We start from the raw sequence: 26,813 nt of genomic DNA, 5'->3' as shown, positions 1-26,813 counted from the left end.
TTTGTAAGCGTAAGCTAACCATGGGTTCTATGCTATGCGGTGTAAATTGGTTAACGTTCGGACGCATTGGTCATTAATTGTTCCTTTAGTGTAACTAAAGGGTTAGCACCCATTTTAAAAGGTATTTTTCATGGCAACAATTTTTCAATTCCTGTAGAATGCGCCCGGATCAATGTGATTTGTGTCTCGTTTCTTTAGATTTAATCGAACCAACTCATGTTGTGTATGGAAATAAACTACGTGCGTTGGTCATCTTTAGGCGTTAAAGAACGCGACGTAACACTTTCAATTTAACGTAGTGCTTGAGAGTATGATTACAATAAAACAAGGCTTGGATTTGCCCATTAGTGGCGGCCCAGAACAAGTAATCCATGATGGCCCAGCCATCAAGCGTGTTGCTACATTAGGTGAAGAGTTTGTAGGCATGCGCCCAACCATGAAAGTAAAGGTTGGCGATCGTGTGCAAAAAGGTCAGGTACTTTTTGAAGATAAAAAGTCACCAGGCGTTTTACATACAGCTCCAGCAGCCGGTGTGGTAGTAGAAATTAACCGTGGCGCTAAGCGTGTACTTCAGTCAGTAGTGATTGAAGTAGAAGGCGATGAGTCAGTAGAGTTCCCTAAGTTTGAGCGTACCGCGCTTTCTCAGCTTACTGCTGAGCAAGTTAAAGACGTATTAGTTCAATCAGGTCAGTGGGTGTCTTTACGTGCACGTCCGTTTAGCCGAGTTGCTGCATTAGATGCGACTCCAGCAATGATCTTTGTTACTGCAATGGACACTAACCCATTAGCAGCTAACCCAGAAGTGATCATTAGCGACAACAGCGAAGCTTTCGTTGATGGTCTAACGGTGCTAAACCAACTAACTGAAGCAAAAGTGACCGTTTGTAAGGCTGCTGATAGCCAAATTCAAACGCCAGCTAACATTCAGGTAGAAAAGTTTGCGGGTCTGCACCCAGCAGGTAACGTGGGTACTCATATCCATAATATTTGCCCAGTGTCTGCAACTAAGCAAGTTTGGCATTTAGGTTACCAAGACGTCATTGCTATTGGTAAGCTATTCACTACCGGTGAATTGTTTACTGATCGTGTGATTTCCCTTGCGGGTCCTGAAGTAATTAAACCTCGTCTAGTTCGTACTCAAGTTGGTGCGTCTTTGAGCGATATTACCGCAGGTAACGTATCAGATGGTGTTAACCGAATTATTTCTGGTTCTATCCTATCTGGTACAAATGCGGCAGGCCCACATGCTTTCCTTGGTCGTTACCACAATCAGGTATCTGTTCTGCATGAAGGTACAGAGAAAGAGTTATTCGGTTGGATTATGCCAGGTAAAGAGAAGTTCTCTTTCACCCGTACATTCCTAGGCCATTTAAGTCCTTCTAAGCTGTTCAACATGAGCACTTCGACAGGTGGTTCTAAGCGTGCGATGGTGCCAATTGGCCAATACGAGCGTGTAATGCCTCTTGATATTCTTCCTACTTTATTACTGCGCGATCTGATTGCTCGTGATACAGATAATGCACAATTATTAGGTGCATTAGAGTTAGATGAAGAAGATTTAGCATTGTGTACCGTTGTATGCCCAGGTAAGTATGATTACGGCGCTCACTTACGTGCGTGTCTAGACATCATCGAGAGGGAAGGGTAATGAGTTTAAAAAATTTCCTAGAGCGTATCGAGCCTGATTTCGAGAAAGGCGGTAAATACGAAAAGTGGTATGCCCTTTATGAAGCGGTAGCTACTATTTTCTATACCCCAGGTTACACCAACAAAGGTGGCGTTCACGTTCGTGATAACATCGACCTTAAGCGTATGATGATCATGGTGTGGATGTGTACCTTCCCGACGATGTTTGTTGGTATGTACAATGTGGGTTTGCAAGCACAAGACGCATTAGCCGCGGGTTATCAACTGCCTGATGTTTGGCAAGTGGGTCTATTCGAACTGTTTGGCACTACGCTAAATGCAGAATCTGGCGTTGCCGCCCTTATGTGGTACGGCGCGTGTTTCTTCCTACCTATCTATGCGGTGACTTTCTTCGTGGGTGGTTTCTGGGAAGTGCTTTTTGCGTCTGTTCGTAACCACGAAGTAAACGAAGGTTTCTTCGTTACTTCAGTTCTGTTTGCACTAACACTGCCTGCAACGATTCCTTTATGGATGGTGGCACTAGGTATTACTTTCGGTGTTGTAATCGCTAAAGAAATCTTTGGTGGTACCGGTCGTAACTTCCTAAACCCTGCACTTGCTGGTCGTGCCTTCCTATTCTTTGCATACCCTGCAAGCATGTCTGGTGACACGGTTTGGGTTGCTGCGGATGGTTTCTCTGGTGCTACTGCGTTATCACAAGCGGCTCAAGGTATTATTGAATACTCTGATGCAAACTGGATGAATGCTTTCTTAGGCTTCATCGGTGGTTCAGTAGGTGAAGTTTCTACCCTAGCCATTCTAGTTGGTGGTGCCTTCTTAGTGTACTCTCGCATTGCTTCTTGGCGCATTATTGCTGGTGTGCTTGTAGGTGGCTTCCTAGTGGCGACACTATTCAACACTATTGGCTCTGAAACCAACAAAATGTTCGAAATGACCTTTGCATGGCACTTCGTACTAGGTGGTTTTGCCTTCGGTATGATCTTCATGGCAACTGATCCAGTATCGGCATCATTTACTAACCAAGGTAAGTGGGCGTACGGTATGTTGATCGGTGCAATGGCGGTATTTATCCGTGTCCTAAACCCTGCTTTCCCAGAAGGCATGATGCTAGCAATTCTATTTGCTAACTTGTTTGCTCCTCTGTTTGATCACGTTGTAGCTCAAGCAAACATTAAGAGAAGGATGGCACGCAATGTCTAAGAACAACGATACTTTCGGTAAAACTTTAGGTGTAGTTATTGGCCTATGTTTAGTGTGTTCAGTAATCGTATCTGGTGCTGCAGTTGCCCTTAAGCCACTGCAAGATGCTAACATCAAACTTGATAAGCAAAAGTACCTATTACAAGCTGCAGGTTATGAAACCACCGGTGACGTGGGCGCAACCTATGAAAAGCACATTGAAGCTCGTTTAGTTGACCTAAAATCTGGTGATTATGTTGCCGGTGATGCAGAAGCTTTTGATCAAGCTAAAGCGGCTCGTGAAGCGGCAACTTCTACTTTAGTTGCAGATGATGCGGGTTCTAAGGTTAAGCGCGTTCCTAACACTGCTCAGGTTTATCTTGTTAAAGATGAAGCTGGTCAAGTTACTAGCATCATCTTACCAATTAAGGGTGCTGGACTGTGGTCAACCATGTACGCTTTCCTTGCACTTGAAACGGATATGAACACAGTTAAATCTCTTGTTTACTATGAGCAAGGTGAAACGGCTGGTCTAGGTTCAGAAATTCAAAACCCAACTTGGATGGCGCTATGGCCAGGCAAGAAGGTTTATAACCAAGATGGCGAGATTGCACTTGCGGTTGCTAAACCAAACCCAAGTTTAGATGCAATGAACCAGGTAGATGCATTATCTGGCGCGACCCTAACGGGTAACGGTGTAACTAACTCGATTCATTTTTGGCTTGGTGAAGAAGCATTTGGCAATTACATTGCTAAAGTTCGTCAAGGAGGCCTAGAGTAATGTCTAACGCAAAAGAATTAAAAGAAGCGTTAACGAATCCAATCGTTAACAATAACCCGATTGCTCTGCAAGTTTTAGGTGTGTGTTCGGCTTTAGCTGTTACCTCTAAAATGGAAGTTGCACTGGTTATGAGTATTGCTCTTACTGCAGTAACAGCATTCTCAAACTTGTTTATCTCTATGATGCGTAACCACATTCCTAACGCTGTTCGTATTATCGTACAGATGACTGTGATTGCGTCATTGGTAATTCTGGTTGACCTTATCCTAAAGGCATACTCTTATGAAATTTCTAAGCAGTTGTCTTTGTTTGTTGGTCTGATTATTACCAACTGTATTGTAATGGGCCGTGCTGAAGCGTTTGCCATGAAATCTCCGCCTCTACCAAGCTTTATTGATGGTATTGGTAACGGTTTAGGCTACGCAGCGATTCTAATGACAGTAGGTTTCTTCCGTGAACTGTTTGGTTCAGGTACCCTATTTGGCATCGAAATCCTAAGCAAAGACTGGTACGTCACTAACGGTCTGTTAGTACTGCCACCTAGCTCGTTCTTTATTATCGGTTTGATCATCTGGGCTATCCGTACCTACAAACCTGATCAAGTTGAGAAGGGGTAATAAGCAATGGAACATTATTTAAGCATTTTTGTTCGTGCTGTTTTCATTGAAAACATGGCGTTAGCCTTCTTCCTAGGTATGTGTACATTCCTAGCGGTATCTAAGAAGGTAACCACTTCGTTTGGTCTAGGTATTGCGGTAATCTTCGTTCTGACTATCTCAGTTCCTGTAAACCAAATTATTTATACTAATATTTTGGCGCCAGGCGCATTAGCTTGGGCAGGTCTTCCGGATGCTGATTTAAGCTTCCTGAAGTTCATTACTTTCATTGGTGTAATTGCTGCACTTGTGCAAATTCTAGAGATGGCGTTAGACAAGTTCTTCCCACCTCTATACAACGCACTGGGTATTTTCCTACCGTTGATCACAGTTAACTGTGCGATTTTCGGTGGTGTATCTATGATGGAGCAAAACAGCTACAACCTACCTGAATCAGTGGTATTTGGTTTAGGTGCTGGTGTGGGCTGGGCATTAGCGATTACGCTACTGGCTGGTATCCGTGAGAAGATGAAGTACTCTGATGTACCAGATGGTCTTAAAGGTTTAGGTATTACCTTTATCACAACTGGTCTTATGGCGCTTGGCTTTATGTCATTTTCTGGCGTTTCACTGTAATAAGGTAGGAATTAGTAATGGATCTAATTATTCTTGGCGTAGGTATGTTCACCGCCATTGTAACCGTGCTAGTACTTATCATTATGTTTGCTCGCTCTAAGCTGGTGAACTCTGGTGATGTAACTATCTCTATTAACGGTGACCCGGAAAAATCAATTACCACTGCTGCAGGTGGTAAACTGCTTAACGCACTATCTTCAAGCGGTATCTTCGTATCGTCAGCTTGTGGTGGCGGTGGTTCTTGTGGCCAGTGTCGTGTGGACGTTCATTCAGGTGGCGGTGACATTCTGCCAACCGAACTTGACCACATCACCAAGCGTGAAGCTAAAGCAGGCTGTCGTCTAGCGTGTCAGGTAAGCGTAAAAGAAGACATGGAGATCGAACTAGAAGAAGAGATCTTTGGTGTTAAGAAGTGGGAATGTGAAGTTATCTCTAACGATAACAAAGCCACCTTCATTAAAGAGCTTAAGCTTGGCATCCCTGATGGTGAATCAGTACCTTTCCGTGCGGGTGGTTACATTCAAATTGAAGCGCCAGCGCATCATGTTAAGTATTCTGATTACGATATTCCTGAAGAATACCGTCCAGATTGGGATCACTTTGGTTTCTTCAAAGTTGAGTCAAAAGTTGATGAGCCGATTATTCGTGCTTACTCTATGGCGAACTACCCTGAAGAAGAAGGCATTATCATGCTGAACGTGCGTATTGCTACGCCACCGCCACGTGATTTAAGCCTACCTGCTGGTCAAATGTCTTCGTACATTTGGAGCCTGAAAGAAGGTGACAAGGTTACCATTTCTGGTCCATTTGGTGAGTTCTTCGCGAAAGAAACTGACAACGAAATGGTATTCATCGGTGGTGGTGCGGGTATGGCGCCTATGCGTTCGCACATCTTCGACCAACTTCGTCGTCTTAAGTCTAAGCGTAAGATGTCTTTCTGGTACGGTGCTCGCTCTAAGCGTGAAATGTTCTACGTTGAAGATTTCGATACTCTACAAGCAGAAAACGATAACTTCATCTGGCATACCGCTCTGTCTGATCCTCAACCAGAGGACAACTGGGACGGTTACACTGGCTTTATTCACAATGTTCTATATGAGAACTACTTACGTGATCACGAAGCACCAGAAGATTGTGAATACTACATGTGTGGTCCACCAATGATGAACGCTGCTGTAATTGGTATGCTAAAAGATCTTGGTGTTGAGGATGAAAACATCCTACTCGACGACTTCGGTGGTTAATTGAAATTGGTTTCTGAATGAGATTAATTAATTACTGGCTGGCCCTTATCGGGCTGGCCTTTTTTGTTATGGGCTGTAGCCCTAAAGCGCACATTGTTTCCCTATCTGGGGCAACCATGGGCACAACTTATCACGTTAAATTTGTTACCAATGAAACCGTCAATTCGCAGCAAATCCAAGCCGAAATTGATGCACTATTGGGTAAAGTGAATGATCAGATGTCTACCTATCAGCTGGACTCTGAATTGTCACAATTCAACCAGATGGGCATTGGTGAAATGGCCGTGTCGGCGGATACCATCAAAGTTGCAGCAGCGGCTTTGGCGTTGTATCAACTCACTGATGGCGCTTTGGATGTGTCTTTAGGTCCGCTAGTCAATCTATGGGGCTTTGGACCTGATAAGCGCCCACTCAAAGCGCCAACGGATGAACAAATTAAACGGACCCAGTTACAAACAGGTATCCATCAGTTTGCAATAGAAGGTAATCGTCTGATCAAGTACGACAGTGCTTTGTATATTGATTTATCTTCTATTGCCAAAGGTTATGGTGTTGATGTGATCGCAAGTTATCTTCAAGGGAGCGGTTATGTCAATTTTTTAGCTGAAATCGGCGGTGAAGTTCGCACCAATGGTACCAAGCCTGACGGTCAACCTTGGCGAATTGCAATTGAAAAACCAAACAGTGAAGGACGGTCAATTCAGTCAGTGATTGCGCCTGGTAACCTTGGTTTGGCGACTTCTGGTGACTACCGTAACTACTTCGAAGAAAATGGTCAGCGCTTAAGTCATTTAATTGATCCCCGCACCGGTAAGCCAATCGCTCATAATTTAGCATCGGTGACCGTTTTACATGAAAGTGTGATGATTGCAGATGGATTAGCCACGGCTTTAATTGTGATGGGCACTGAGGCAGGTTTAGCGTTAGCCAACAAAGAAAATCTCGCGGTGATGTTTATTGAACGTTCTGCTGAACAATATAAAGTGATATACTCGCAATCGTTTGAACGATTTTTAAATAAAGAGTTGGAGTAACCATGCAAACCTTTATAGCAGCCTTTGTTTTACTGCTAACCCTAGTGGTACTGATGTCAGTTGGCTATATTTTTAAACGTAAGTCTATGGCCAGTAGTTGTGGCGGCATTAGCTCTTTAGGAATGAAGAAGGTGTGTGATTGCGATGATCCTTGTGATAATCGTAAAGCTAAGATGGCCAAAGAAGAACAAAAACGCAAAATGCTTGAAGAAAATCGAATCATATGATTTCTATTAAGTTTTTGTTAAGAAAGCGCAACCTTTAGGTTGCGCTTTTTTTGTATACAATTTAAAGTTTAGGTTAATTGGGACGCTTTGTTTTTAGTAATTTTTTAATTTTTTTGATTTTTGTTTTAAGTGGGGAAAAATGGACTTTTATAAGAGCTTCATGAAAAGATTGTCGATCAGTCAACGATTATTGTTTGGCATTATCGGAAGCATGACGGCGCTGCTTATTCCGGTGGTTTATTACACGTTAATTTTTGATGCCGAAAATGTTGAAATGGAGGTGACCGATTCAATAGAGCGCGTGGTTGATGGTAATGCTTCGCGGATCTCTGCTTATCTTGAATCAAAAGGCCAAATCATTCATTCAGTATTTAATAATCCAAACCTAGTTGATTGGTTTGCTAATTATAATGATCGTCGCAGCGATCTTTCCAAGGACAAGCAATACCAACAAATTGTCGACTATTTCAAGTTTTTCTCGGACTCAGATCCAGATATTAAATCGGTATTTTTAGGATCTGCTAATACTTTCGAGTATTTTGATTTAAATGGCCGCTACGATGGCGATGCTAATTATTATACGAATAAACGTCCATGGTGGCAGGTTGCTTTAGACCAAAACCGTTTGTTCGTAGGTGATCCAGCGGTTGATGCTAACGACTTGTCCATTTCTACCACGATTAAAATACCGGTGCGTGATAGCAAGGGCCAGTTAGTCGGTATCGGTGGTATGGATATTTTAGTTTCGACTATGAATAAGATGGTGGCTAAAATTCAGTACCAAAATATGGGCAAGGCTTTTGTGTTTACAGACCAAGGAAAGCTGATTTCATTTCCTGAATTTTCTCAAGAGTTCCCACCGAGTTCGCAATTAGCAGAGGTGGATCGTCACTTTAGTGACAGCGCGGGCTTTGGCAATATAGAGCAATTGGTTAATGAAGGCCAAACTCAGTTTAAAGAGGTGACTTATAAAGGCGCCACTTATCATATTTTAGTCGCACCGGTGGTTTCCGATTACCCCCATGTTCGCTGGTATTTAGGCTTTATGATGCCCACCAGTTATATGGAAGAGCAGATTAGTAATGCTGCAACATTGGTATTGATCATCGCATTGATTGTTCTTGCGGTCATTGGCGCTGCAGCGTGGTTAATTATTTTACCCGTTAAAAATCGCTTAAACAGCCAAGTGCAAGCGATGCAAGACATTGCTCAAGGTGATGGTGATCTTTCTTTAAGGTTAAGTGAATCAGGAAATGATGAACTCAGTGAGCTAGCACGAGCGTTCAATATTTTCACCGCTAAAATTCAAGAGCTACTAAAAGAAACCAGCACCCTATCTGTTCAAGTTAACCAAGCTTCAGAGCAATCGGTGGTGGTTTGTGATCAGACCTTAACGACAGTGACCAAACAAAAGCATGAAATGGAGCAGGTGGCGACTGCCAGTACTGAGATGGCGCAATCAAGCCAAGAGATTGCCAATAGTGCAGATAGGGCCGCTCAGTTTGCTCAACAAGCAAATACCGAGGCCGAGCAGGGTGCCAAAATTGTTGCCGAAGCGACAACAGGTATGCAGCAACTGTCAGAGCAAGTGATCAGTGCCGCTAAGGTGGTGCGTGAATTACGAGTCAGCTCCCAGGAGATTGGCGAGGTGCTGTCAGTCATTCGTAACATCGCAGAGCAAACTAACCTATTAGCACTTAATGCGGCAATTGAGGCGGCTCGTGCCGGTGAGCAAGGTCGCGGCTTTGCAGTCGTTGCTGATGAAGTGAGAACCCTAGCATCCCGTACCCAAGACTCAACTGCCAATATTCAGACCATTATTGAAAAATTACAACAATCGACCCTTGAGGCTGAGAATGTGATGGAAGAGGGTGTGGCTAAAGCAGAGTCGGGCCAGGCTTTAACAGAACAAGTTCATGGTGCGCTAGGAGCCATCACTAATGCGATTGAACAAATTGAAAATCAGACCACAGAAATTACCGCTGCGATTGGCCAACAGGCGGTAGTGGCTGAACAAGTCGCACGCTCCGTTGAAATGGTATCTTCGATGACGTCAGAAACCCAACAGGCGAGTGAGTCATTAGCTTCCAATATGGGACATTTCTCTAAATTGACTAATGAGCTCGATGGCAATATTAGTCAGTTTAAACTTTAGTAAGCTATGAGCTAATAAAACCGTTCGATTTTCTTCGAGCGGTTTTTTTATATCCAAAACTTGCTATACTGTGTTTTTGTACAGTTGCGTAGATTAGAGCGGCGCGGGCAGTTTTGGCTTTCAGAACGCCACTGCGGAGCTCGAGATTTAACTAACTGAATTCGGATGACGGATTGACTGTATTGCGTTAACAGTGATCCGTATTCATTTTAAGTTTCTGACTTTTGACGTTTATTCATGTCTAAACATCGTAAATTTATACATATTGATATGGATTGTTACTTTGCCGCTATAGAAATGCGTGACAATCCTTCCCTTCGCGATGTGCCAATGGCTATCGGCGGTGCTAAGGAGCGCCGTGGAGTAATTGCGACATGCAACTACCTAGCAAGGGAGTATGGCGTTAAAAGTGCTATGTCGACAGCAATGGCCTTGAAGCTTTGCCCGCAACTGGTTTTGGTACCTGGTAGAATGCAAGTCTATAAGGACACGGCAGAAATTATTCGCAATATCTTTTATCAGTACACCGACCTAGTCGAGCCTGTGTCAATTGATGAAGCTTATTTGGATGTTACAGACTGCGCGCTATTTAATAATTGTGCCAGTGATATTGCCAGAGCCATCCGTGAACAGATTTACCAAACAACGGCTTTAACGGCTTCGGCCGGTATTTCATCGGTGAAGTTTGTCGCCAAAATAGGTTCTGATTTAAATAAGCCCAATGGCCAGTTTATGGTTACCCCAAATAACATTGAGAAATTTTTAAGCCCGTTAGCAGTGAGTGCAATTCCAGGTGTTGGCAAAGTGATGACTGCGAAATTACAGGGTTTAGGTATTGAAACTATTGCCCAATTAAGACTGCTGACCCGAGAGCAGTTGATTGATTTATATGGTAAGTTTGGGCAAGTGTTATACCAAAGAGCCCGCGGCATAGATCCGCGAGTATTGCAATTATCTAGGCTGCCCAAATCAATGGCTAAAGAAACGACTTTATCTGAAGATATTCACACCATTGAGCAAGCAGAGCCAATCTGTTTAGGACTATTAGAGTATCTTAAACTTAAGTTAATTCAGTTGCCTGATATGCAGCTTGAGGGGATCAGAGTAAAAATAAAAGACGCCAGCTTTAAGGTGTTTTCAAAAGAGTGTAAAACCTCATTTTTGGCAGCAGATATGGTCAGAGGCTTATTACAACAGTTGTGGCAACAAAATTCACAAAAAGGGGTGCGCTTAGTCGGGGTATGTTTAAGACTTCAGCCTAAGCCAACTTATTCACAACTTAACTTGTTTGACTGAAGAATATTAAAGTTGCAACTTGCTTAATTTAGTTGTCAAAATTTTCTTCTATAATATCTGAGTTTAGCCAACCCAAGGAATAAAAATGACACATCCAACTTGGTTTCTTCCCCTTGATTCAGAAGCGGGACTGATTTTAACACCTTGCCCAGGAACTAAAGGCGTGGATTTAGTAGACAGCTTGAGCCAGTTAAGAAAGCAAGGGGCAATTGCAGTGATCACTGGTTTAACCTTTGATGAATTAAAGCAGTTAGGGGTTACCGATTTTGGTTCTCAAGTTGAAATGCAGTCGATGCAATGGTTTCATTTTCCGATAGACGATGATGGCATCCCTGATGATGAGTTTGAATTGGCCTTTAAACAAAACCGCACTCAGCTTTTATCGGTATTAAATCAGGATGCTAAGGTCGTGATCCATTGTGCCGGTGGATCTGGTCGTACAGGGTTAATTGCTGCTAGGTTATTATTGGCTTTAGGTTGGCAATGGCCGCAAATTAAACAGCAAGTGCAAGCATTAAGACCGGGTGCTTTTACTAAAGAAAACCAATTAAGTTATATTGAATCTTTTACCTAAGCTAATGGCGCCAGAGTAGCGAAACAAATCTAAGTAGATTTTAAAATACATAATTTAAAGGATACTGAGATCTTGCTCTGGTGATAATGGGGCGCGCTCTAATGAGCGATTGAACAAATAGGCCGGCTTGGGGCCAATAATTCTGATTTTATTTTCTTTTACTAGCAGCAAATTGCAGTTTTGTAGGGCTAAAATTGTTGCATCTTGATTGAAGCGATAAAATTCTTTTAAAGTATTCGCTAACTTAGTTTTGATCGCCAGTGGTTCAAAATGAGTGTGGACAAAAAAGTCGACGAGCTTAAGGCTATCAAATGAATCCACTTGTACAATAGGCATATCTACAGTGGTTTGGATGCTGGGCCCAGCAATAACGGCCCCAGCTGACCAACCCAGATAGGGGGTGCCGGAGCGAACTTTAGCTCTAATCGGTTCTAATAAATTTTGTTCTTTTAATAACTTCAACAGTCGAAAACTATTGCCTCCGCCTACGATGATCCCTTCTGCCTGCTCGATTGCTTGCTTGGGGCATTGGTATTGATTAATTGAGAGAATGTTAATGTCTAAACACTGCAGCGCATTAATGACGATGCTGTGGTATTGCTGTTCATTAAATTTGATGGCTGCGTAGGGGATGAATAGCCATTTTTTTCGAGTAACGGTAAATTGTTTTAGGGGCTCGATGGCCTGTTGTAAATAAGGTTGGCCATTACACTTAGCAGTGCTAAGTAACAACAAGTTGTGCGACATTTCCATTCCTTGGTAACGGTATTGCTAGTGATAGTAGCAACTGACGCAGTCGATATACAGGCCATATAATTCGCAATTAATATTTTGTTAAACTCTATGCCTTGAAATTACGGTTTCTGACCATATTATATAGGAGCCTTTAATTTTTAATTGCATTTGAGGAGCAATATGAAGCGCGTTTTTCTTTTTTTACTTACTAATATGGCAGTACTGTTATTAGCAAGTATTGTTATGAGCCTTCTTGGTGTAAACACCAAAACCATGGGTGGCTTATTGATTTTCTGTGCTCTGTTTGGTTTTGGCGGCTCATTCATCAGCTTACAAATGTCTAAGTGGATGGCTAAGAAGACCATGAATCTTCATGTGATTGAGCAACCACGCGATCAAACTGAACATTGGTTAATGCAAACGGTTGCCCGTCAAGCTCAGCAAGCGGGTATTAAAATGCCAGAAGTTGCTATTTACCATAGTGATGATATGAATGCTTTCGCGACAGGCCCTAGTAAAGATAATTCATTAGTGGCAGTTTCGACGGGATTGATGTATAGCATGAATCAAGATGAAGTCGAAGCGGTGCTCGCTCACGAAGTTAGCCATGTGGCTAACGGTGATATGGTGACTATGGCACTCATGCAAGGTGTGGTGAATACCTTTGTAATGTTTGCCGCTCGTTTGGTTGCTGGCATCATTGATTCATTCCTACGTGGTGATGACGAAGAGGGCGAAGGTCTGGGTATGATGGCCCATATGGCGGTCGTTTTTGTGTTGGATTTAGTCTTTGGCCTACTGGCATCGTTTGTTGTTAATTATTATTCTCGTGTGCGTGAGTATCGTGCCGATGCTGGTGCCGCTAAACTTGTTGGTGCCAATAAGATGATTTCAGCTTTACAGCGTTTGCAATCAGGCGCAGAAGGGCACATGCCATCAAATATGGCAGCCTTTGGCATTAATGGTGGTAAGTCACTGTCTGAATTAATGATGACTCACCCTCCAATCGAAAAGCGTATTGCCGCTTTACGCTAATTTAGTCACTAAAAAACCCAGCACATGCTGGGTTTTTAGTTTTAGCGCCAAACCGTGGGTCATTAGTTATAATAATGACTCACTCACTTGAGGCTTGGTCACTAACTCTTCTTCAATATTTTCAATATGCTGGGCAATTTGCTGGGCTTGGCTTCTTTAGGAAATATCACCAAAGTCTTACCCGTCACAGCTTGCAAAGCAGGGTTATCATCAAGGCGTAAATCGTTTCTTAAAATGACTAGGTCGATACTCTTCATGGTTGAATCACAGCTCCATTGTAGTCAAAAACTTTACCCGTATCTTGCATGCTGAGGTTTTGCATTACGCTTATTAGCTTAGAGGCAGACTCTTGTGGTGTTTGCCACTGGCTTGATGCTTTTTTATAAGGAGCAGACAGTGGACTGTCTACCGTTCCTGGGTGCAAGCCAACCACGCAAGTTTGTTGTTTATTACGTTGGGCTTCAATGGCGAGGTTTTTAAGGCCCATATTTAATGCCGCTTTGGAGCAACGATAGCTGTACCAGCCACCAAGACGGTTATCGCTGATAGAGCCGACTCTGGCAGAGAGTGTAGCCATTAATGTGAATTTGTCTTTTTTTAGTTTAGGCAGGCAATGTTTCAAGATACACAGTGGTGTTAAGCAATTAGCCTGCATTATCTTGGTGAAGCTTTCAGCACGGATTTCTTGAATGCTTTTTTCAGGTTGCAACTGATGGTTATGCAGCAACCCTGTTGCGACTATGACGGCATCTAACGAATCATTATTTATATATTGGCAGGCTTTAATTATGTTAGCTTCGCTATAATCCTCAATAGCAATATAGGAACTAGGGAGTTTATCTGTGTGGCGACATATAGCAGTAATAGTATGTGTGTGTTGAAGCGCATTGATCAATGCACTCGCTATAGTACCTTTGGCACCAAAAACAGCAATATTAAGCATAAAATTATCCTTGTACTTTTATGGATAAGTACGCTTAACCCACGCCAATGGTTCTATTTACAAAATAAACTGACTTGGGATTTTAACTGCTCTGGTGAAGTCTCCCTAGGGCAATTTAAATAGGTTTCAATGCCTAAAGGTTTGCGTTTAACCTTAATGCTATGATGGTGACAGTGCTGATGAGCACTGGCCCAAGCGTTACCTAAAAACTGATAATCCCCAGTATGTTCAACAATAAACCTTTTACCAGCTCCAATGGTGATTTTTTCAAAGGGTTTCCCAAAACTGGTTTGCATAACCGGAATACAGGTATAAAAATCAAACTCTTGTTTGGCCATGTCAAAACTTAGGTAGTAGTTAAATGTTTTTCCAGTCGGTGTAATGTTTATCTTATTTAGGTATTTTTCTAACTGTTCTATGTTGGCTCCCATATATTGTGGCATTTCGTTCATATGACATTTAGAACGTAAACCAATAGCGTTAATACTGTTAGCCTTTTTAATGCCAATAATATTTAACTGGGAATGGATTTGCCCTTGCTCAAGCTTTGCCTTTAGCATTTTTAGGCCGCGCTCATAATCTAGGGTAATCATATTCTTAATAAACGATTTAAAAGGCAGTAAGAACCACGGAACTTTGGCGTCCATCACCCAAGTGACATGGGTTTTCTGCTCGAAAGGTTTAAGTATAAAACTTACTGAGGCACGGGACTTAAAGGGCTTAAAAAACTCTAAGGACATTTTTAGGGAGTCTGAGTCGTCCAAAAGGAACATCTTTCCAGCTCCTACCAAATCACCACTCCAGTAGTAGCCATGGCCGACTTGATGAGTTTCTCCTTTGTATTCAAATTGACAGTCAGGATCCATCATTAACCATGGTGACCATTCGGGCCAAAGCTGAAAATTAGTGAGATGTTGTTTTACCGTATCAAGGTTTTTATTTATGGTAGCCGTCCGTTTTACCTGATAACTAAGCATAATCAAATTAAATGAGTGAACTGTGAAATAATTGTAGGTGAAAAACAAGGGGGTAAAGGTTTTCGGCAAGTTTTTTGATACTTATTTAAAAATAATCTGACTCCTTTTGGGAGTGCTTGCGTCTTTATTAATGAAGCAAATTAACGCTATTTTTAATTGAGGTATTAATATGACTAACTATAACTGCTCAGCACCAGAACCAATTGAACAAAACTGTTGTGAGCCAGCACCAGAGTGCTGCAACCAAGAGGCGTGTTGTGCAACCGAAAACTGTTGTGAAGATAACCAGTGCTGTAGCCAGAGTGAGTGTTGCACTGATGATAATTGCTGTGAAGGCACAAACGGCTGCACAGCACAATGCTGTAAAGAAACGGAATGCTGTGCAGAGCAGACAAGCAGCTGTTGTTAAGTTAATCTTAACTTAGGTTAGAGGAAAGGTGGGAGCCATGTTTATTGATTTATGGCAGCAATTTCACAGTCAATTGCTGCAGTTTATTCGCTCTAAAGTAAGTCACAGTGAAGATGCTGAAGATATCTTGCAAGAGGTGTTTATTAAAGTTCATCAATCACTGGATAAACTGAGTGACGAAACTAAGTTAACTCCATGGCTCTATCAGATTTGCCGTAATACGATTATTGATTATTATCGCAAACGTAAAACGGACAACGATGAACTGGCATTAGAGCAACTGGTTGCGCCAGATTTATACGATCACGATCAAGATGCCTTGCTTGAGTGTGTGCATACCCTAGTGCAGGGGTTATCTGATAAATCCCAACAGGTGATTGAGTTGGCGGATTTGCAAAGGCTTAAGCAGCAACAGGTTGCCGAGCAACTTGAGCTAAGTCTTACAGCAGTTAAATCTCGTCTAAAACGTGCCCGTCAGGAATTTAAGCAAGAGGTGAGTAAGTGCTGTGTTATAGAGTTCGATGAGCACGGCCCACAAAGTGATTGCGATAGCACTTGCGGCTGTTGATAGGTATAATCGTTTTCTTTTTTATCTGAGGAAAAATTTCCATGGTACAAGCAACGGCTAAGCACCTTTTAGTGGATACTGAAGCACAGTGTAATGAAATTAAACAGCAAATTTTAGACGGTGCCAGCTTTGAAGAAATGGCTAAGCAGCACTCTAACTGTCCATCTGCTGCTCAAGGTGGCGATCTAGGTAGCTTTGGCCCAGGTATGATGGTACCAGCATTTGATAAGGTAGTATTTTCTGCTCCTATCAATGAAGTTCAAGGCCCAGTTCAAACCCAGTTTGGCTACCACCTACTTATCGTAACTTCTCGCGGTTAAGATAAGCTTTTAGAATACGGGTTACGGATCACAGACGTCGGTAATCCGTATTCTGTATTCAAAGCTCGAGAGTTTTGTATGACCCCTGCGATAAACCTATTAAAAAAGCATAAAATTACTTTTACTGCTCACCAGTTCGATGCTGATCCTATTGGCACCACCAATGTGGGCGATGAAGCCTCACAAAAGCTAGGCATCAAGCCTGAGCAAATGTTTAAAACCCTGCTTGCTGCCGATGAAAGCGATCCTAAAAAGTTGCTGGTGGCATTAGTGCCGGTTGTCTGTCATTTGGATTTAAAAAAATTAGCCAAAGCGAGCGGCATTAAGAAAATGAATATGGCAGATGTCGACTATGCGCAAAAGGTGACTGGCTATTTAAAAGGGGGCATTAGCCCGCTTGGGCAAAAGAAAAAATTAACAACCTTTATTCATAATAGCGCCACAGAGTTCGATTATATTTATGTCAGTGGCGGTAAACGCGGCCTATCTCTGCAAATTAAACCACAAGATATCATTCAGCTACTTTCTATAAGGCTTGCTGATATCGCGGTATTGCGCCCAGAATACTGATTAAAGCATTATAGAAGAAGATTTTTAAAGGATTAAATTATGAATCAAACCACAAGAGTAATGGCAGCCAGCAAGAATATTGCATTGGTTGCCCATGACCATTACAAGCCGCAATTACAAACTTGGGTGCAAACCCATAAGCAACAACTTGGCCAGCATACTCTGTTTGCCACAGGCACCACAGGTAATATTCTGGCTAAAGAAACAGGCTTGGCTATTACCCCGCTGATTTCTGGCCCTATGGGAGGAGATCAACAGCTTGGCGCGATGATATCTGAAGGCAAGATTGATATGCTTATTTTCTTTTGGGACCCTTTAAATGCCGTTCCCCATGATCCTGACGTGAAGGCGCTTTTGCGTATCGCTTCGGTATGGAATATTCCGGTGGCAGCCAACCAAGCCAGTGCTGACTTTTTAATTGCCTCACCTTTATTTGATACAGAAGTAGAAATTACGATACCTGATTATCAAAGCTACTTAGCCGAGCGAGTATAAAGCCAATGAAGAAATCCCGAAATGTTCATTTCGGGATCATTTTACGCTTGGGTGAGCAATATGAACTTTTCAGCTAACTGGTCTGTGGTTTCTTTATGGTTGGGATCAGGGTCAATACAATCAATCGGGCAAACACTGACGCAGGTGGGCTTATCATAGTGGCCGACACATTCGGTACAGCGTGCAGGATCAATTTCATAAATTTCTTTTCCCATGGTGATCGCCTGGTTTGGGCATTCAGGTTCACACATATCGCAGTTAATGCAGTTTTTCTTAATATACAGCGCCACAGTGTTTAGGTTCCAAGTCATAGAGAAAAATTAATACCAATTAAGATTATTGTAACATATTGGAAAATTTAGTTTTCAATGAGAAGTTTAAAAATGCGTGTTGGCCAGTGAAATGTTCAAGACTTTTGATAATAGGGCGGAACCTAAGTCAGCATGAATTACCCCACCGTTACAAGTCGTCTTATTATTATTTGGTATAAATCGCTAGCTTGTATTGCTGCTTTTTAACAGTACTTTTATGCAGTCACCCCTTAAATAAACATGAATAATTTTTTACTTGTCAGTGAATAAAATAAAATTGCCATTATAGCTTTGGTTATTTTACAACTTTTTAAAATCTCGATCCTGTAGGATCTTTGGTTCCACAGCTGATGACAGTGCGTTGCTGTACAATAGCGCTAAATGTATGTAGTTACATGGTATTTTAATCATTTGTTAATAAAGTAAAGTGAATTGAAATGGGTCATGCACTTTTATATGAAAATTTAAAAATGATGCAAAATTACTAAAAGCCTAATTTCTCAGCTCAATTTGTGTAAAATTTCTTATATGTTTGTAATTAAGTTACATTTTGGTTTGAAAATAAATTTACTAAATTCAATAGCTTACCCACAGGGGGGGATGTTATTCTTATTCCATAGTTGAAAGAATTAACGGGCAATTAATGTCATTGGGAAACAAGATGTACGCACTAGATCAAACACCTAAGCAATTAGACCTAAGCCAATACGGTATTATTAACCCAACTGAGGTTATTCATAACCCAAGTTATGAGCAACTGTTCTTGGAAGAAACTAAAGATTCTCTGACTGGTTATGAACGTGGTGTGGTAACCGAATCTGGTGCGGTAGCGGTAGACACAGGTGAGTTTACCGGTCGTTCTCCTAAAGATAAATATATTGTGCTTGATGACTCCACCAAAGAGAACTTTTGGTGGACCAGTGAGCATGCTAAAAATGATAACAAGCCGATCAGCACTGAAGTCTGGAATGATCTAAAAGCAACCGTGACTAAACAGCTTTCCGCTGAACGTTTGTTTGTGGTGGATACTTTTTGTGGTGCCAATCCAGAAACTCGCTTAAGAGTTCGCTTTATCATGCAAGTGGCATGGCAGGCGCACTTTGTGAAAAACATGTTCATTCGCCCAACCGAAGCAGAGCTTGCTGATTTTGAGCCTGACTTTGTAGTAATGAACGGTTCTAAGGCAACCAACGATAAGTGGCAAGAGCACGGCCTGAATTCTGAAAACTTTGTGGCCTTTAATCTAACCGAGAAAATGCAGCTGATCGGCGGTACTTGGTACGGTGGTGAAATGAAGAAAGGTATGTTCGCGATGATGAACTACTACCTACCACTTAAAGGCATTGCTTCTATGCATTGTAGTGCCAACGTAGGTAAAGAAGGCGATGTTGCGGTTTTCTTTGGTCTATCTGGTACGGGTAAAACCACGTTATCGACCGATCCTAAGCGCGAGCTAATCGGTGATGACGAGCATGGCTGGGATGACGAAGGGATCTTCAACTTTGAAGGTGGTTGTTACGCCAAAACCATTAATCTAAGTGCGGAGGCCGAGCCAGACATTTATGCTGCTATCAAACGTGATGCACTACTAGAGAACGTAACAGTACTGAGCGATGGTACAGTAGACTACGATGATGGTTCAAAGACGGAAAACACTCGTGTGTCTTACCCAATTCATCATATTGACAATATTGTTAAGCCAGTGTCTAAAGCCGGCCATGCGCAAAAAGTTATCTTTTTAACGGCCGATGCCTTTGGGGTGTTACCACCGGTATCTAAACTGACTAAAGAGCAGACTAAATACCATTTCCTAAGTGGCTTTACTGCTAAGCTTGCGGGCACTGAGCGTGGTATTACTGAGCCAACGCCAACCTTCTCATCTTGTTTTGGCGCTGCGTTTTTAACACTGCACCCAACCAAGTACGCCGAAGTATTAGTTAAGCGTATGGAAGCGGCAGGTGCTGAAGCTTACCTAGTGAACACCGGCTGGAACGGTACAGGTAAACGTATCTCGATTAAAGATACTCGTGCCATTATCGATGCTATTTTAGATGGTTCAATTGAGGCACAACCAACGAAAACATTGCCAATCTTTAACCTAGAAGTACCAACGAGCTTACCGGGTGCAGATAGTAATATTCTAGACCCACGCGACACTTACCAAGATGTTGCAGTGTGGCAGGGTAAAGCTGAGGACCTAGCCCAGCGTTTCATTAATAACTTTGAACGCTTTGCCGACAACCAAGAAGGCAAAGACCTAATTAAAGCGGGTCCTCAACTGTAATTACACTGAGTGACAAGCACTAAAAAGCCGCGTCATGGGTTACCATGGCGCGGCTTTTTTGATTCCAGAACCTAGATCTTAGGGTTTAGGATCTAGGACTTAGAACTTAGGTGCTTACTTCACTTCCGTTATTTTAACATGAGGATTGCGAGTATCTTCACCACCTTTTAAGTTACGCAGTAAAATCGCTTTATCAAGGTCAACACCCTCTGGCATATCCATATATACGGTATGACCAGAACCTAGACCCGCTTCCACTTGTTCGTTTTTACGGTTCATTAGTGCTTCAAGTTGCAGGTTTAAGTTACCGTTCGGGGTCATGATTTCAATTGAATCCCCTACGCTGAACTTGTTCTTCACATCAATTTCAGCTTGACCAGCGGCGTTACGATTACCGGTAAATTCACCGACAAATTGTTGGCGATCCGATACCGAATAGCCATATTCGTAGTTTTGGTAAGTGTCATGGGTGTGACGGCGTAAGAAACCTTCGGTGTAACCACGGTGAGCAAGGCCTTCTAGGTGATGCATTAAGCTAGGATCGAATTCACGACCTTCGTAGGCATCGTTAATGGCTTGCTTATAAAGCTGAGCAGTACGGGCCACGTAGTAGAATGACTTAGTACGACCTTCAATTTTCAATGAATCAATGCCCATTTTGGTTAGGCGTTCAACGTGCTGAATGGCACGCAGATCTTTTGAGTTCATAATATAAGTGCCGTGCTCGTCTTCAAACGCTGGCATGTATTCGCCCGGGCGATTGGCTTCTTGTAGCAGATAAATGTTATCTGTGGTTTCACCTTCACCTAGGGTAGGGGCAACCGCTTCAGGTTGTTGGATTGCAACCACATCACCATTTTCGTTTTCAGTCGCTTCATGGGCATCGTACTTCCATCGACAAGCGTTAGTACAGGTACCTTGGTTAGGGTCACGCTTGTTAATGTAGCCAGATAGTAGGCAACGGCCAGAGTACGCCATGCAAAGTGCGCCGTGTACAAATACTTCTAGCTCGATATCTGGACAGCGTTGGCGGATCTCTTCAATTTCATCAAGAGATAACTCCCGCGATAAAATGACACGCTTAATGCCTTGGCTTTCCCAAAACTTAACCGATGCCCAGTTAATGGCGTTGGCTTGCACAGACAAGTGTACAACTTGCTCTGGGAAGGCTTCACGCATCATCATGATTAGGCCTGGATCAGACATGATAATAGCATCAGGCTTCATATCAACCACAGGCTTCATGTCGTTAATGTAGGTTTTTAATTTGGTGTTGTGTGGTGAGATATTACTCACTACATAGAACTGCTTACCAAGTTCGTGGGCTTCATCAATACCTACTTTTAGGTTTTCCATGTTGAAGTCATTATTACGAACTCGAAGGGAATAACGAGGTTGGCCGGCATAAACGGCATCAGCGCCATAGGCAAAAGCATAGCGCATGTTTTTTAGGGTGCCCGCAGGCGATAACAGTTCAGGTTTTAACATCTTTTAAACTCTTAACAGGAGAATTTATCGGGTAAAGTAGCCAATTGCTTATAAATAAGGCTAGCTTACCCATTAAAGAGAAGCGCAGTATTATAAATTTTTCTTTATCAATAGTATAATCCTTGGCTTAATTAAATTGCTGTAAATGAACTCCATCACAATTATAAGGATAAAAAAGTGTCAAAATTCGTAGTCTGTGCGCTTTATCGCTTTACCACTTTGGAAAATTTTGAAGAAATTCGCCAACCATTGCAGCAAAAAATGCTGGATTTAGGTGTGGTTGGTACCCTATTGCTGGCCAAAGAAGGAATTAACGGTACGGTTGCCGCCAGTCGCGAAAGCATTGACGCTTTATTGGCTTATATTAAAGGCATTGATGGCCTTGCTGAAATCAGCTGGAAAGAATCGTTCACCGATGAACAGCCATTTCACCGCACTAAGGTTAAGCTGAAAAAAGAAATCGTCACCATGGGTGTTGAGGGCATAGACCCTAATAAGGTGGTGGGCACCTACGTTAAGCCTAAGGATTGGAATGCGCTGATTAGTGATCCTGAAGTGATTCTAGTTGATACCCGTAACGATTACGAAATCGAACTGGGTACCTTCGAGGGGGCGGTAAACCCAAATACCGAGACCTTCCGTGAATTCCCAGATTATGTGAAGGAAAACTTAGATCCTGCTAAGCATAAAAAAGTGGCGATGTTCTGTACCGGTGGTATTCGTTGTGAAAAATCGACCGCCTATATGAAAGAGCAGGGCTTCGAAGAGGTTTACCACCTTGAAGGCGGTATCCTCAAGTACCTAGAAGAGGTTGAGCAAGAAGATACCATGTGGAAGGGGGACTGTTACGTGTTTGATAACCGTGTGACGGTTGATCACAACCTAGAAGCAGGTAACTACGATTTATGTCATGGTTGTCGTTTACCAATTACCCAAGAAGATAAGCTTAAGCCAGAATATATTGAAGGTGTGAGCTGTCACCAGTGCCACGATAAGCTAACCCCAGAACAAATTGCCCGCTTTAAAGAGCGTGAAAAGCAAGCTAAGTTAGCCAAAGAGCGTGGTCTTGATCATATTGGTTTAGATGCACGTAATCAGATGGAACAACGTAAGCTGGAAAAACAAGCTCGCCGTCAGGCCCAAAGAGAAGCCAGCAAAAAAGCATAATAATCAAGGAAGTCTTTAATGAGCCCAACACAAGCAGCTAATAAAACAGGTGTTCTGTTAGTGAACCTAGGTACGCCATCTGAGCCCACGGTCAAAGGAGTGCGTGCGTTCTTAAAAGAGTTCTTGAGCGACCCTAGGGTGGTGGATTTACCGCGCTGGCTTTGGAAACCGATTCTGCACGGCGTGATCTTAAACATTAGGCCGCCAAAGGTCGCTAAAGCTTATCAAAGTGTTTGGGCTGATGAAGGCTCACCTTTAATGGTGTACTCAAAATTACAGGCGAAAGCTCTACAGCAGTCGCTCAATGAGGCGATGGGTCATGAGGTGCCATTGCAGTTGGCGATGACCTATGGCGACCCTGCTATTGCTGATGGTATTTCTAAATTGCAGGCCCAAGGTGTAGAGAAAATCATCACTTTACCCCTCTATCCACAGTACTCTTGCACGACTACCGCATCAGTTGTAGATAATTTAGCCAATAGCATCAAAAAATTAAGAAATATACCTGAATATTGTTTTGTAAAAGAGTATTATCAGCACCCATTTTATATTGAAGCTCTAGCAGCTTCGGTAAGAGCGCACTGGCAGCAACATGGTCAGGCGCAAAAATTGGTAATGTCGTTCCACGGTATTCCACAACGATTTGTGGATGAAGGCGACCCTTACCAAGCACAATGTCAAAAAACTGCAGAATTGCTGGCTGAGCACTTAGGCTTGAACGCGCAGCAATGGCAGGTGTGTTACCAATCAAGGTTTGGTCGTGAGCCATGGCTGCAACCATACCTAGATGAGTATTTAACCACGCTTCCTAGTCAAGGATGTACTAGCATTGATGTAATTTGTCCGGCATTTGCCAGCGACTGTTTAGAAACGCTAGAAGAAATTGCGATAGAGAATAAACAATTGTTCATCGAAAATGGTGGCAACGACTATCGTTATATATCGTGCTTAAATGACGACCCTAAACATATTGATTTAATGGTAGAACTGATTAAATCAAAATGGGGCAAATAAAATCTTGAGGTAACAAGGGCTATGAAGTTTCCTGGTCAACGTAAGTCCAAACACTATTTTCCGGTGCAATCGCGGGATCCGCACCTACAAGACTTACAACCACATTCTGTGCCGTTTTCTACATATGTAACCGGTATTGACCAAATTTTGGTTGATATCGAGGCCGCTGTTGACGAAGAGTTTTTGCTGCGTTATGGCCTACAAAAAGCGGCTTCTAACCTTGTTGCGGACGATATTGCCCATGCGCTTTATCAAGAGCTAAAGCGTAATGAGTTGGTTTCAGAAGAATTCGCTGGTGGCACCATAGGTAACACCCTACATAATTACTCAACGTTAGCTGATGATAAGTCGGTACTATTCGGCGTTATGAGTAAACAAATCGATGTTGGCAGTTATTCATACCGTTATTTATGCAATACATCTTCAAAAGTTGACCTTAACCATTTACAACCAGTAGATGGCGCGATAGGGCGCTGCTTCACTTTGATCTCTCCATGCGGAGAACGCACTTTTGCGATCTCAAAAGGGGTAATGGATAAACTTGAGCCTGAATACATCAACAAAAAAGTGATCCAAGAAGCTTCTGCTTTTGTCATTAGTGCCTATTTGATGCGGGCCGATGAAGGTGATCCTATGACCTCAGCAGCGATACAAGCCGTTGAGTATGCTAAACAAGCTAACGTACCTGTTGTGCTCACCTTAGGAACGCAATTTCTCATTGCACAAGATCCAAAATGGTGGCAAGGCTTTATTAATGATAATGTTACCGTGTTAGCGATGAATGAAGAGGAAGCCGAAGCCCTAACGGGGGAAACTGATCCATTACTAGCGACAGATATTGCATTGCAATGGTGTGATCTGATCTTAACCACAGCAGGCCCTGCGGGCTTGTATATGGGGGCTTGGACTGAAGAAGAGCATAAGCGTCAGACTAAACAGCCCCTATTACCAGGCTCGATTGCTGAATTTAATCAATATGAATATTCTAGGCCGATGGCTAGAGGGGGTTGTAAAAATCCCATAAAAGTATTTTCCCATATTGCACCTTATATGGGGGGGCCAGATAAAATCCGTAATACCAATGGTGCCGGCGATGGCGCACTAGCAGCATTGCTGCATGATATGGCATCAAACGTCTACCACAAGATGAACATTCCAAATTCATCTAAGCATAATGTTGAAGCTTTGTGTTATTCATCACTGGCCCAACTTTGCAAATATTCCAACCGTGTGGCTTTTGAGGTGTTGGCACAACATAGCCCACGTCTTTCAAGGGCATTACCAGAGCGAGAAGACTCACTAGAAGAAGCTTACTGGGAAAGATAATACCTTGCCTAATTTATTCATATTTAAAAAAACCGCCACTTATAGGCGGTTTTTTTTATGCTAAATTATCACTAATTTTGGTAATCAATACTCTAAGGCATTGAAATATAATGGAAAATAATTTTTAAAATTTAATTGGATTTGCCCTAAAGTTTTTGCTTTTTCGGTCGTCTAGCGCTATCGTTGCACGATTATTAAACGATCAGCCTTTCAAGGAAGAATTAAATGACGTTTTTAAAGAGCATAACTTTTTTATTGTTGTTATTTGGCGCTAATCAATTTGCATTTGCTGCAGTGATAGACCTTAGCGCTTCTTCTGAGAATTGGCGCATCATTCTCTATGGCCAGAGTTTTGATCCTTCTGGTGATGAACAAGCTCAAGCAGCGGGTCTTGATCTGGTTGGTGATGATGATCATCCTATTTTGTACTCTTGGATTGATGAAAATGAGGATTTAGCGTTTAGGATACGCTTAACCGATAATACTGAATCTAATGTCTACTTGATTGGACTGGATATAAATACAGATAACGAATTAGATTTGTTTATCAGTGCGGATGGACGTAATTCTAGAAATATCACAATATGGGGAACAGATGAATGCCCCAATAAAATCCCCCAGTGTAATATCTCTCCAAGTACTACTACCATAGGTTCAAACCTATGGGCACAAGATTATGATGAGGTTTCTTTCACTAATTACTATTTTGCTAGTACCCAGAGCATTGATGGAAATAACATTAATTCCGATGTCGATAATAATGGTTCGCTTGATCATTTCTTAAATTTTAAATTTGCCTTCTCTCAAATCAACAGCGCGTTAATTGCCAATGGCAAAACAGCTGTTGCAGCCAATGAAAAAATTCGTTTTATGTTATTTAGTGCCCAGCAAACGAATTCCTTGAATGGGGATTTTGCGGGTGTTGATGATAATTTAGCAGGTGAGCTAGATAAAACCTTTGCTGAACTGGGATTATTTTCTGAAGAGTTGATCCCAAATAATAATATTCCAGAGTTAACCTTGGGTGCCGTTAGTAACTTCACCCAAAATAATGGTCATACGGTAGGGGAAACTGTAGTTAGCTATACCACAGCTGATGCCGATAATGACACAGTCACTGTTACTTTATCAGATACTATCAATTATGCCCTAGATGAAGGCAATCAACTTGTTACTTTAACGGCAGCTGGTCTGGCACTGGTTAATGCTGGTTCTGATTTACCTGCTTTTACCTTAACTCCTAATGACGGAATTGAAGATGGTATTGCAAAAACCGCTGATCCATCGGTCACTGCAACTAATAATACCGGTTCAGTGACCATCTCGGGTAATACAGCCATTGGCAGTACCTTAACGGCGGTGGTCAGCGATGATGACGGCTATGGCTCAGTCAACTACCAATGGTACGCCGATGGTGTGTTGATAACAGGCGCCACTAGCTCCACTTATGTCATAGCCTTAGCAGATGCGGGTAAAAAGCTGTCTGTGGTGGCAACCTATACCGATAATAACGGTTTTAATGAAAGCCCGAGCTCTAATGAGATCACAGCTGCAACCAATGTTGTCGCTACGGTGTCGATAACTGGCACTAGCAGTATCGGCTCAGAGCTGACTGCAACGGTCAGCGACAGCAATGGCTTTGATGTTAACTCAGTCAGTTACCAATGGTACCGTGGTGGCGTTGCTATTAGTGGTGCGACTTCTGATAAATACACCCTAGTGGCCGCCGATGGTGGAGAGGCCATTAGCGTGCAAGCCAGTTTTACCGATAATGATGGTTTTAATGAGAGTCCGACTTCATC

26 protein-coding genes and 1 pseudogene are annotated in these 26,813 nt (G+C 42.4%); 21 read left to right on the top strand and 6 right to left on the bottom strand.

The features are described from left to right. Positions 1 to 310 precede the first annotated feature (310 nt). From GFB48_RS14920 to GFB48_RS14870, 11 genes are all read left to right on the top strand, one after another. On the top strand, positions 311 to 1,648 hold the full coding sequence (locus GFB48_RS14920; RefSeq protein WP_163937532.1) for a Na(+)-translocating NADH-quinone reductase subunit A: 1,338 nt from the start codon (positions 311 to 313) through the stop codon (positions 1,646 to 1,648). Then, positions 1,648 to 2,847 (top strand): NADH:ubiquinone reductase (Na(+)-transporting) subunit B, encoded by a 1,200-nt coding sequence (locus tag GFB48_RS14915; protein ID WP_163937529.1) that lies wholly within the window; start codon positions 1,648 to 1,650, stop codon positions 2,845 to 2,847. The genes GFB48_RS14920 and GFB48_RS14915 overlap by 1 nt, the downstream gene beginning before the upstream one ends. Continuing rightward, positions 2,840 to 3,607, top strand: coding sequence for a Na(+)-translocating NADH-quinone reductase subunit C (locus tag GFB48_RS14910; RefSeq protein ID WP_163937526.1), 768 nt, complete (start codon positions 2,840 to 2,842; stop codon positions 3,605 to 3,607). Before GFB48_RS14915 ends, GFB48_RS14910 begins: the two co-directional genes overlap by 8 nt. After that, positions 3,607 to 4,224: an NADH:ubiquinone reductase (Na(+)-transporting) subunit D gene (locus GFB48_RS14905; protein WP_163937523.1), complete on the top strand. Its 618-nt coding sequence runs from the start codon at positions 3,607 to 3,609 to the stop codon at positions 4,222 to 4,224. The genes GFB48_RS14910 and GFB48_RS14905 overlap by 1 nt, the downstream gene beginning before the upstream one ends. A gap of 6 nt (positions 4,225 to 4,230) precedes the next feature. Next, positions 4,231 to 4,839 (top strand): NADH:ubiquinone reductase (Na(+)-transporting) subunit E, encoded by a 609-nt coding sequence (gene nqrE, locus GFB48_RS14900; RefSeq protein ID WP_163937520.1) that lies wholly within the window; start codon positions 4,231 to 4,233, stop codon positions 4,837 to 4,839. Positions 4,840 to 4,856: 17 nt separating this feature from the next. Beyond that, the gene (gene nqrF, locus GFB48_RS14895; protein ID WP_163937517.1) at positions 4,857 to 6,083 is read left to right on the top strand and encodes an NADH:ubiquinone reductase (Na(+)-transporting) subunit F; all 1,227 of its coding nucleotides are present in this window, start codon (positions 4,857 to 4,859) and stop codon (positions 6,081 to 6,083) included. Between the two features lie 17 nt (positions 6,084 to 6,100). Continuing rightward, the gene (locus tag GFB48_RS14890; protein ID WP_163937514.1) at positions 6,101 to 7,117 is read left to right on the top strand and encodes an FAD:protein FMN transferase; all 1,017 of its coding nucleotides are present in this window, start codon (positions 6,101 to 6,103) and stop codon (positions 7,115 to 7,117) included. Positions 7,118 to 7,119: 2 nt separating this feature from the next. Next, on the top strand, positions 7,120 to 7,344 hold the full coding sequence (nqrM, locus tag GFB48_RS14885; protein ID WP_163937511.1) for a (Na+)-NQR maturation NqrM: 225 nt from the start codon (positions 7,120 to 7,122) through the stop codon (positions 7,342 to 7,344). Between the two features lie 160 nt (positions 7,345 to 7,504). Continuing rightward, entirely contained in the window at positions 7,505 to 9,499 is a 1,995-nt protein-coding gene (locus tag GFB48_RS14880; protein ID WP_240464888.1) for a methyl-accepting chemotaxis protein, read from the top strand. 237 nt (positions 9,500 to 9,736) lie between these two features. Then, positions 9,737 to 10,795 carry a DNA polymerase IV gene (gene dinB / locus GFB48_RS14875; RefSeq protein ID WP_163937506.1) on the top strand — a complete coding sequence of 353 codons (1,059 nt, stop codon included), beginning with the start codon at positions 9,737 to 9,739 and terminating at the stop codon, positions 10,793 to 10,795. Positions 10,796 to 10,880: 85 nt separating this feature from the next. Next, positions 10,881 to 11,369: a tyrosine-protein phosphatase gene (locus GFB48_RS14870; protein ID WP_163937503.1), complete on the top strand. Its 489-nt coding sequence runs from the start codon at positions 10,881 to 10,883 to the stop codon at positions 11,367 to 11,369. 54 nt (positions 11,370 to 11,423) lie between these two features. On the opposite strand, the gene pepE is transcribed toward GFB48_RS14870, so the two are convergent. Then, positions 11,424 to 12,116 carry a dipeptidase PepE gene (gene pepE / locus GFB48_RS14865; protein WP_163937500.1) on the bottom strand — a complete coding sequence of 231 codons (693 nt, stop codon included), beginning with the start codon at positions 12,114 to 12,116 and terminating at the stop codon, positions 11,424 to 11,426. A 168-nt stretch (positions 12,117 to 12,284) separates the two neighbouring features. Between pepE and htpX the strand changes: the two genes are divergently transcribed. Then, positions 12,285 to 13,139, top strand: coding sequence for a protease HtpX (gene htpX / locus GFB48_RS14860; protein WP_163937498.1), 855 nt, complete (start codon positions 12,285 to 12,287; stop codon positions 13,137 to 13,139). A gap of 253 nt (positions 13,140 to 13,392) precedes the next feature. Here the strand turns inward: htpX and GFB48_RS14855 are convergent, their stop codons facing one another. From GFB48_RS14855 to GFB48_RS14845, 3 genes are all read right to left on the bottom strand, one after another. Continuing rightward, positions 13,393 to 14,082, bottom strand: coding sequence for an SDR family NAD(P)-dependent oxidoreductase (locus GFB48_RS14855; RefSeq protein WP_163937495.1), 690 nt, complete (start codon positions 14,080 to 14,082; stop codon positions 13,393 to 13,395). A 53-nt stretch (positions 14,083 to 14,135) separates the two neighbouring features. After that, on the bottom strand, positions 14,136 to 15,059 hold the full coding sequence (locus tag GFB48_RS14850) for an SRPBCC family protein (protein ID WP_163937492.1): 924 nt from the start codon (positions 15,057 to 15,059) through the stop codon (positions 14,136 to 14,138). Between the two features lie 177 nt (positions 15,060 to 15,236). After that, on the bottom strand, positions 15,237 to 15,410 hold the full coding sequence (locus GFB48_RS14845; protein ID WP_163937489.1) for a hypothetical protein: 174 nt from the start codon (positions 15,408 to 15,410) through the stop codon (positions 15,237 to 15,239). A 95-nt stretch (positions 15,411 to 15,505) separates the two neighbouring features. On the opposite strand from GFB48_RS14845, the gene sigZ reads away from it, so the two are divergent. From sigZ to GFB48_RS14825, 4 genes are all read left to right on the top strand, one after another. Beyond that, positions 15,506 to 16,036 (top strand): RNA polymerase sigma factor SigZ, encoded by a 531-nt coding sequence (sigZ, locus tag GFB48_RS14840; RefSeq protein ID WP_163937486.1) that lies wholly within the window; start codon positions 15,506 to 15,508, stop codon positions 16,034 to 16,036. Between the two features lie 41 nt (positions 16,037 to 16,077). Then, positions 16,078 to 16,356 (top strand): peptidylprolyl isomerase, encoded by a 279-nt coding sequence (locus GFB48_RS14835; RefSeq protein ID WP_163937484.1) that lies wholly within the window; start codon positions 16,078 to 16,080, stop codon positions 16,354 to 16,356. 78 nt (positions 16,357 to 16,434) lie between these two features. After that, the gene (gene ybaK / locus GFB48_RS14830) at positions 16,435 to 16,926 is read left to right on the top strand and encodes a Cys-tRNA(Pro) deacylase (RefSeq protein ID WP_163937481.1); all 492 of its coding nucleotides are present in this window, start codon (positions 16,435 to 16,437) and stop codon (positions 16,924 to 16,926) included. 39 nt (positions 16,927 to 16,965) lie between these two features. Then, positions 16,966 to 17,421 carry a methylglyoxal synthase gene (locus GFB48_RS14825; RefSeq protein ID WP_163937477.1) on the top strand — a complete coding sequence of 152 codons (456 nt, stop codon included), beginning with the start codon at positions 16,966 to 16,968 and terminating at the stop codon, positions 17,419 to 17,421. Positions 17,422 to 17,462: 41 nt separating this feature from the next. Here the strand turns inward: GFB48_RS14825 and GFB48_RS14820 are convergent, their stop codons facing one another. Further along, a complete protein-coding gene (locus tag GFB48_RS14820; RefSeq protein ID WP_163937599.1) occupies positions 17,463 to 17,711 on the bottom strand; it encodes a YfhL family 4Fe-4S dicluster ferredoxin in 249 nt (82 codons plus the stop codon). Between the two features lie 682 nt (positions 17,712 to 18,393). On the opposite strand from GFB48_RS14820, the gene pckA reads away from it, so the two are divergent. Beyond that, positions 18,394 to 20,016 carry a phosphoenolpyruvate carboxykinase (ATP) gene (pckA, locus tag GFB48_RS14815; RefSeq protein ID WP_163937474.1) on the top strand — a complete coding sequence of 541 codons (1,623 nt, stop codon included), beginning with the start codon at positions 18,394 to 18,396 and terminating at the stop codon, positions 20,014 to 20,016. Positions 20,017 to 20,130: 114 nt separating this feature from the next. On the opposite strand, the gene yegQ is transcribed toward pckA, so the two are convergent. Beyond that, on the bottom strand, positions 20,131 to 21,504 hold the full coding sequence (gene yegQ / locus GFB48_RS14810) for a tRNA 5-hydroxyuridine modification protein YegQ (protein WP_163937472.1): 1,374 nt from the start codon (positions 21,502 to 21,504) through the stop codon (positions 20,131 to 20,133). 177 nt (positions 21,505 to 21,681) lie between these two features. On the opposite strand from yegQ, the gene GFB48_RS14805 reads away from it, so the two are divergent. The 4 genes and pseudogenes from GFB48_RS14805 to GFB48_RS14790 all read left to right on the top strand — a co-directional run. Then, on the top strand, positions 21,682 to 22,671 hold the full coding sequence (locus GFB48_RS14805) for a rhodanese-related sulfurtransferase (protein ID WP_163937469.1): 990 nt from the start codon (positions 21,682 to 21,684) through the stop codon (positions 22,669 to 22,671). Positions 22,672 to 22,689: 18 nt separating this feature from the next. Then, positions 22,690 to 23,685 carry a ferrochelatase gene (gene hemH / locus GFB48_RS14800; RefSeq protein WP_163937467.1) on the top strand — a complete coding sequence of 332 codons (996 nt, stop codon included), beginning with the start codon at positions 22,690 to 22,692 and terminating at the stop codon, positions 23,683 to 23,685. 21 nt (positions 23,686 to 23,706) lie between these two features. Further along, positions 23,707 to 25,011: an inosine/guanosine kinase gene (locus tag GFB48_RS14795; protein ID WP_163937464.1), complete on the top strand. Its 1,305-nt coding sequence runs from the start codon at positions 23,707 to 23,709 to the stop codon at positions 25,009 to 25,011. 225 nt (positions 25,012 to 25,236) lie between these two features. After that, a pseudogene (locus GFB48_RS14790) lies at positions 25,237 to 26,813 on the top strand (hypothetical protein); the annotation flags it as partial.

Origin of the sequence: Paraferrimonas sp. SM1919 (assembly GCF_010993985.1) — a bacterium.
Lineage (GTDB): Bacteria > Pseudomonadota > Gammaproteobacteria > Enterobacterales > Shewanellaceae > SM1919.
The sequence above is the reverse complement of the archived record's forward strand: the minus strand, read 5'-3'. Positions and strand labels throughout refer to the sequence as shown.

Bases quoted from the DNA above. Each gene is read 5' to 3' on its own strand.
- GFB48_RS14870 (WP_163937503.1), top strand. From the start codon at position 10,881: ATGACACATCCAACTTGGTTTCTTCCCCTTGATTCAGAAGCGGGACTG.
- GFB48_RS14855 (WP_163937495.1), bottom strand. From the start codon at position 14,082: ATGCTTAATATTGCTGTTTTTGGTGCCAAAGGTACTATAGCGAGTGCA.
- GFB48_RS14880 (WP_240464888.1), top strand. From the start codon at position 7,505: ATGAAAAGATTGTCGATCAGTCAACGATTATTGTTTGGCATTATCGGA.
- nqrF (WP_163937517.1), top strand. From the start codon at position 4,857: ATGGATCTAATTATTCTTGGCGTAGGTATGTTCACCGCCATTGTAACC.
- ybaK (WP_163937481.1), top strand. From the start codon at position 16,435: ATGACCCCTGCGATAAACCTATTAAAAAAGCATAAAATTACTTTTACT.
- GFB48_RS14915 (WP_163937529.1), top strand. From the start codon at position 1,648: ATGAGTTTAAAAAATTTCCTAGAGCGTATCGAGCCTGATTTCGAGAAA.
- pepE (WP_163937500.1), bottom strand. From the start codon at position 12,116: ATGTCGCACAACTTGTTGTTACTTAGCACTGCTAAGTGTAATGGCCAA.
- GFB48_RS14825 (WP_163937477.1), top strand. From the start codon at position 16,966: ATGAATCAAACCACAAGAGTAATGGCAGCCAGCAAGAATATTGCATTG.
- sigZ (WP_163937486.1), top strand. From the start codon at position 15,506: ATGTTTATTGATTTATGGCAGCAATTTCACAGTCAATTGCTGCAGTTT.
- GFB48_RS14835 (WP_163937484.1), top strand. From the start codon at position 16,078: ATGGTACAAGCAACGGCTAAGCACCTTTTAGTGGATACTGAAGCACAG.
- GFB48_RS14905 (WP_163937523.1), top strand. From the start codon at position 3,607: ATGTCTAACGCAAAAGAATTAAAAGAAGCGTTAACGAATCCAATCGTT.
- nqrE (WP_163937520.1), top strand. From the start codon at position 4,231: ATGGAACATTATTTAAGCATTTTTGTTCGTGCTGTTTTCATTGAAAAC.
- GFB48_RS14850 (WP_163937492.1), bottom strand. From the start codon at position 15,059: ATGCTTAGTTATCAGGTAAAACGGACGGCTACCATAAATAAAAACCTT.
- GFB48_RS14910 (WP_163937526.1), top strand. From the start codon at position 2,840: ATGTCTAAGAACAACGATACTTTCGGTAAAACTTTAGGTGTAGTTATT.
- nqrM (WP_163937511.1), top strand. From the start codon at position 7,120: ATGCAAACCTTTATAGCAGCCTTTGTTTTACTGCTAACCCTAGTGGTA.
- GFB48_RS14795 (WP_163937464.1), top strand. From the start codon at position 23,707: ATGAAGTTTCCTGGTCAACGTAAGTCCAAACACTATTTTCCGGTGCAA.
- htpX (WP_163937498.1), top strand. From the start codon at position 12,285: ATGAAGCGCGTTTTTCTTTTTTTACTTACTAATATGGCAGTACTGTTA.
- pckA (WP_163937474.1), top strand. From the start codon at position 18,394: ATGTACGCACTAGATCAAACACCTAAGCAATTAGACCTAAGCCAATAC.
- dinB (WP_163937506.1), top strand. From the start codon at position 9,737: ATGTCTAAACATCGTAAATTTATACATATTGATATGGATTGTTACTTT.
- GFB48_RS14920 (WP_163937532.1), top strand. From the start codon at position 311: ATGATTACAATAAAACAAGGCTTGGATTTGCCCATTAGTGGCGGCCCA.
- hemH (WP_163937467.1), top strand. From the start codon at position 22,690: ATGAGCCCAACACAAGCAGCTAATAAAACAGGTGTTCTGTTAGTGAAC.
- GFB48_RS14890 (WP_163937514.1), top strand. From the start codon at position 6,101: ATGAGATTAATTAATTACTGGCTGGCCCTTATCGGGCTGGCCTTTTTT.
- yegQ (WP_163937472.1), bottom strand. From the start codon at position 21,504: ATGTTAAAACCTGAACTGTTATCGCCTGCGGGCACCCTAAAAAACATG.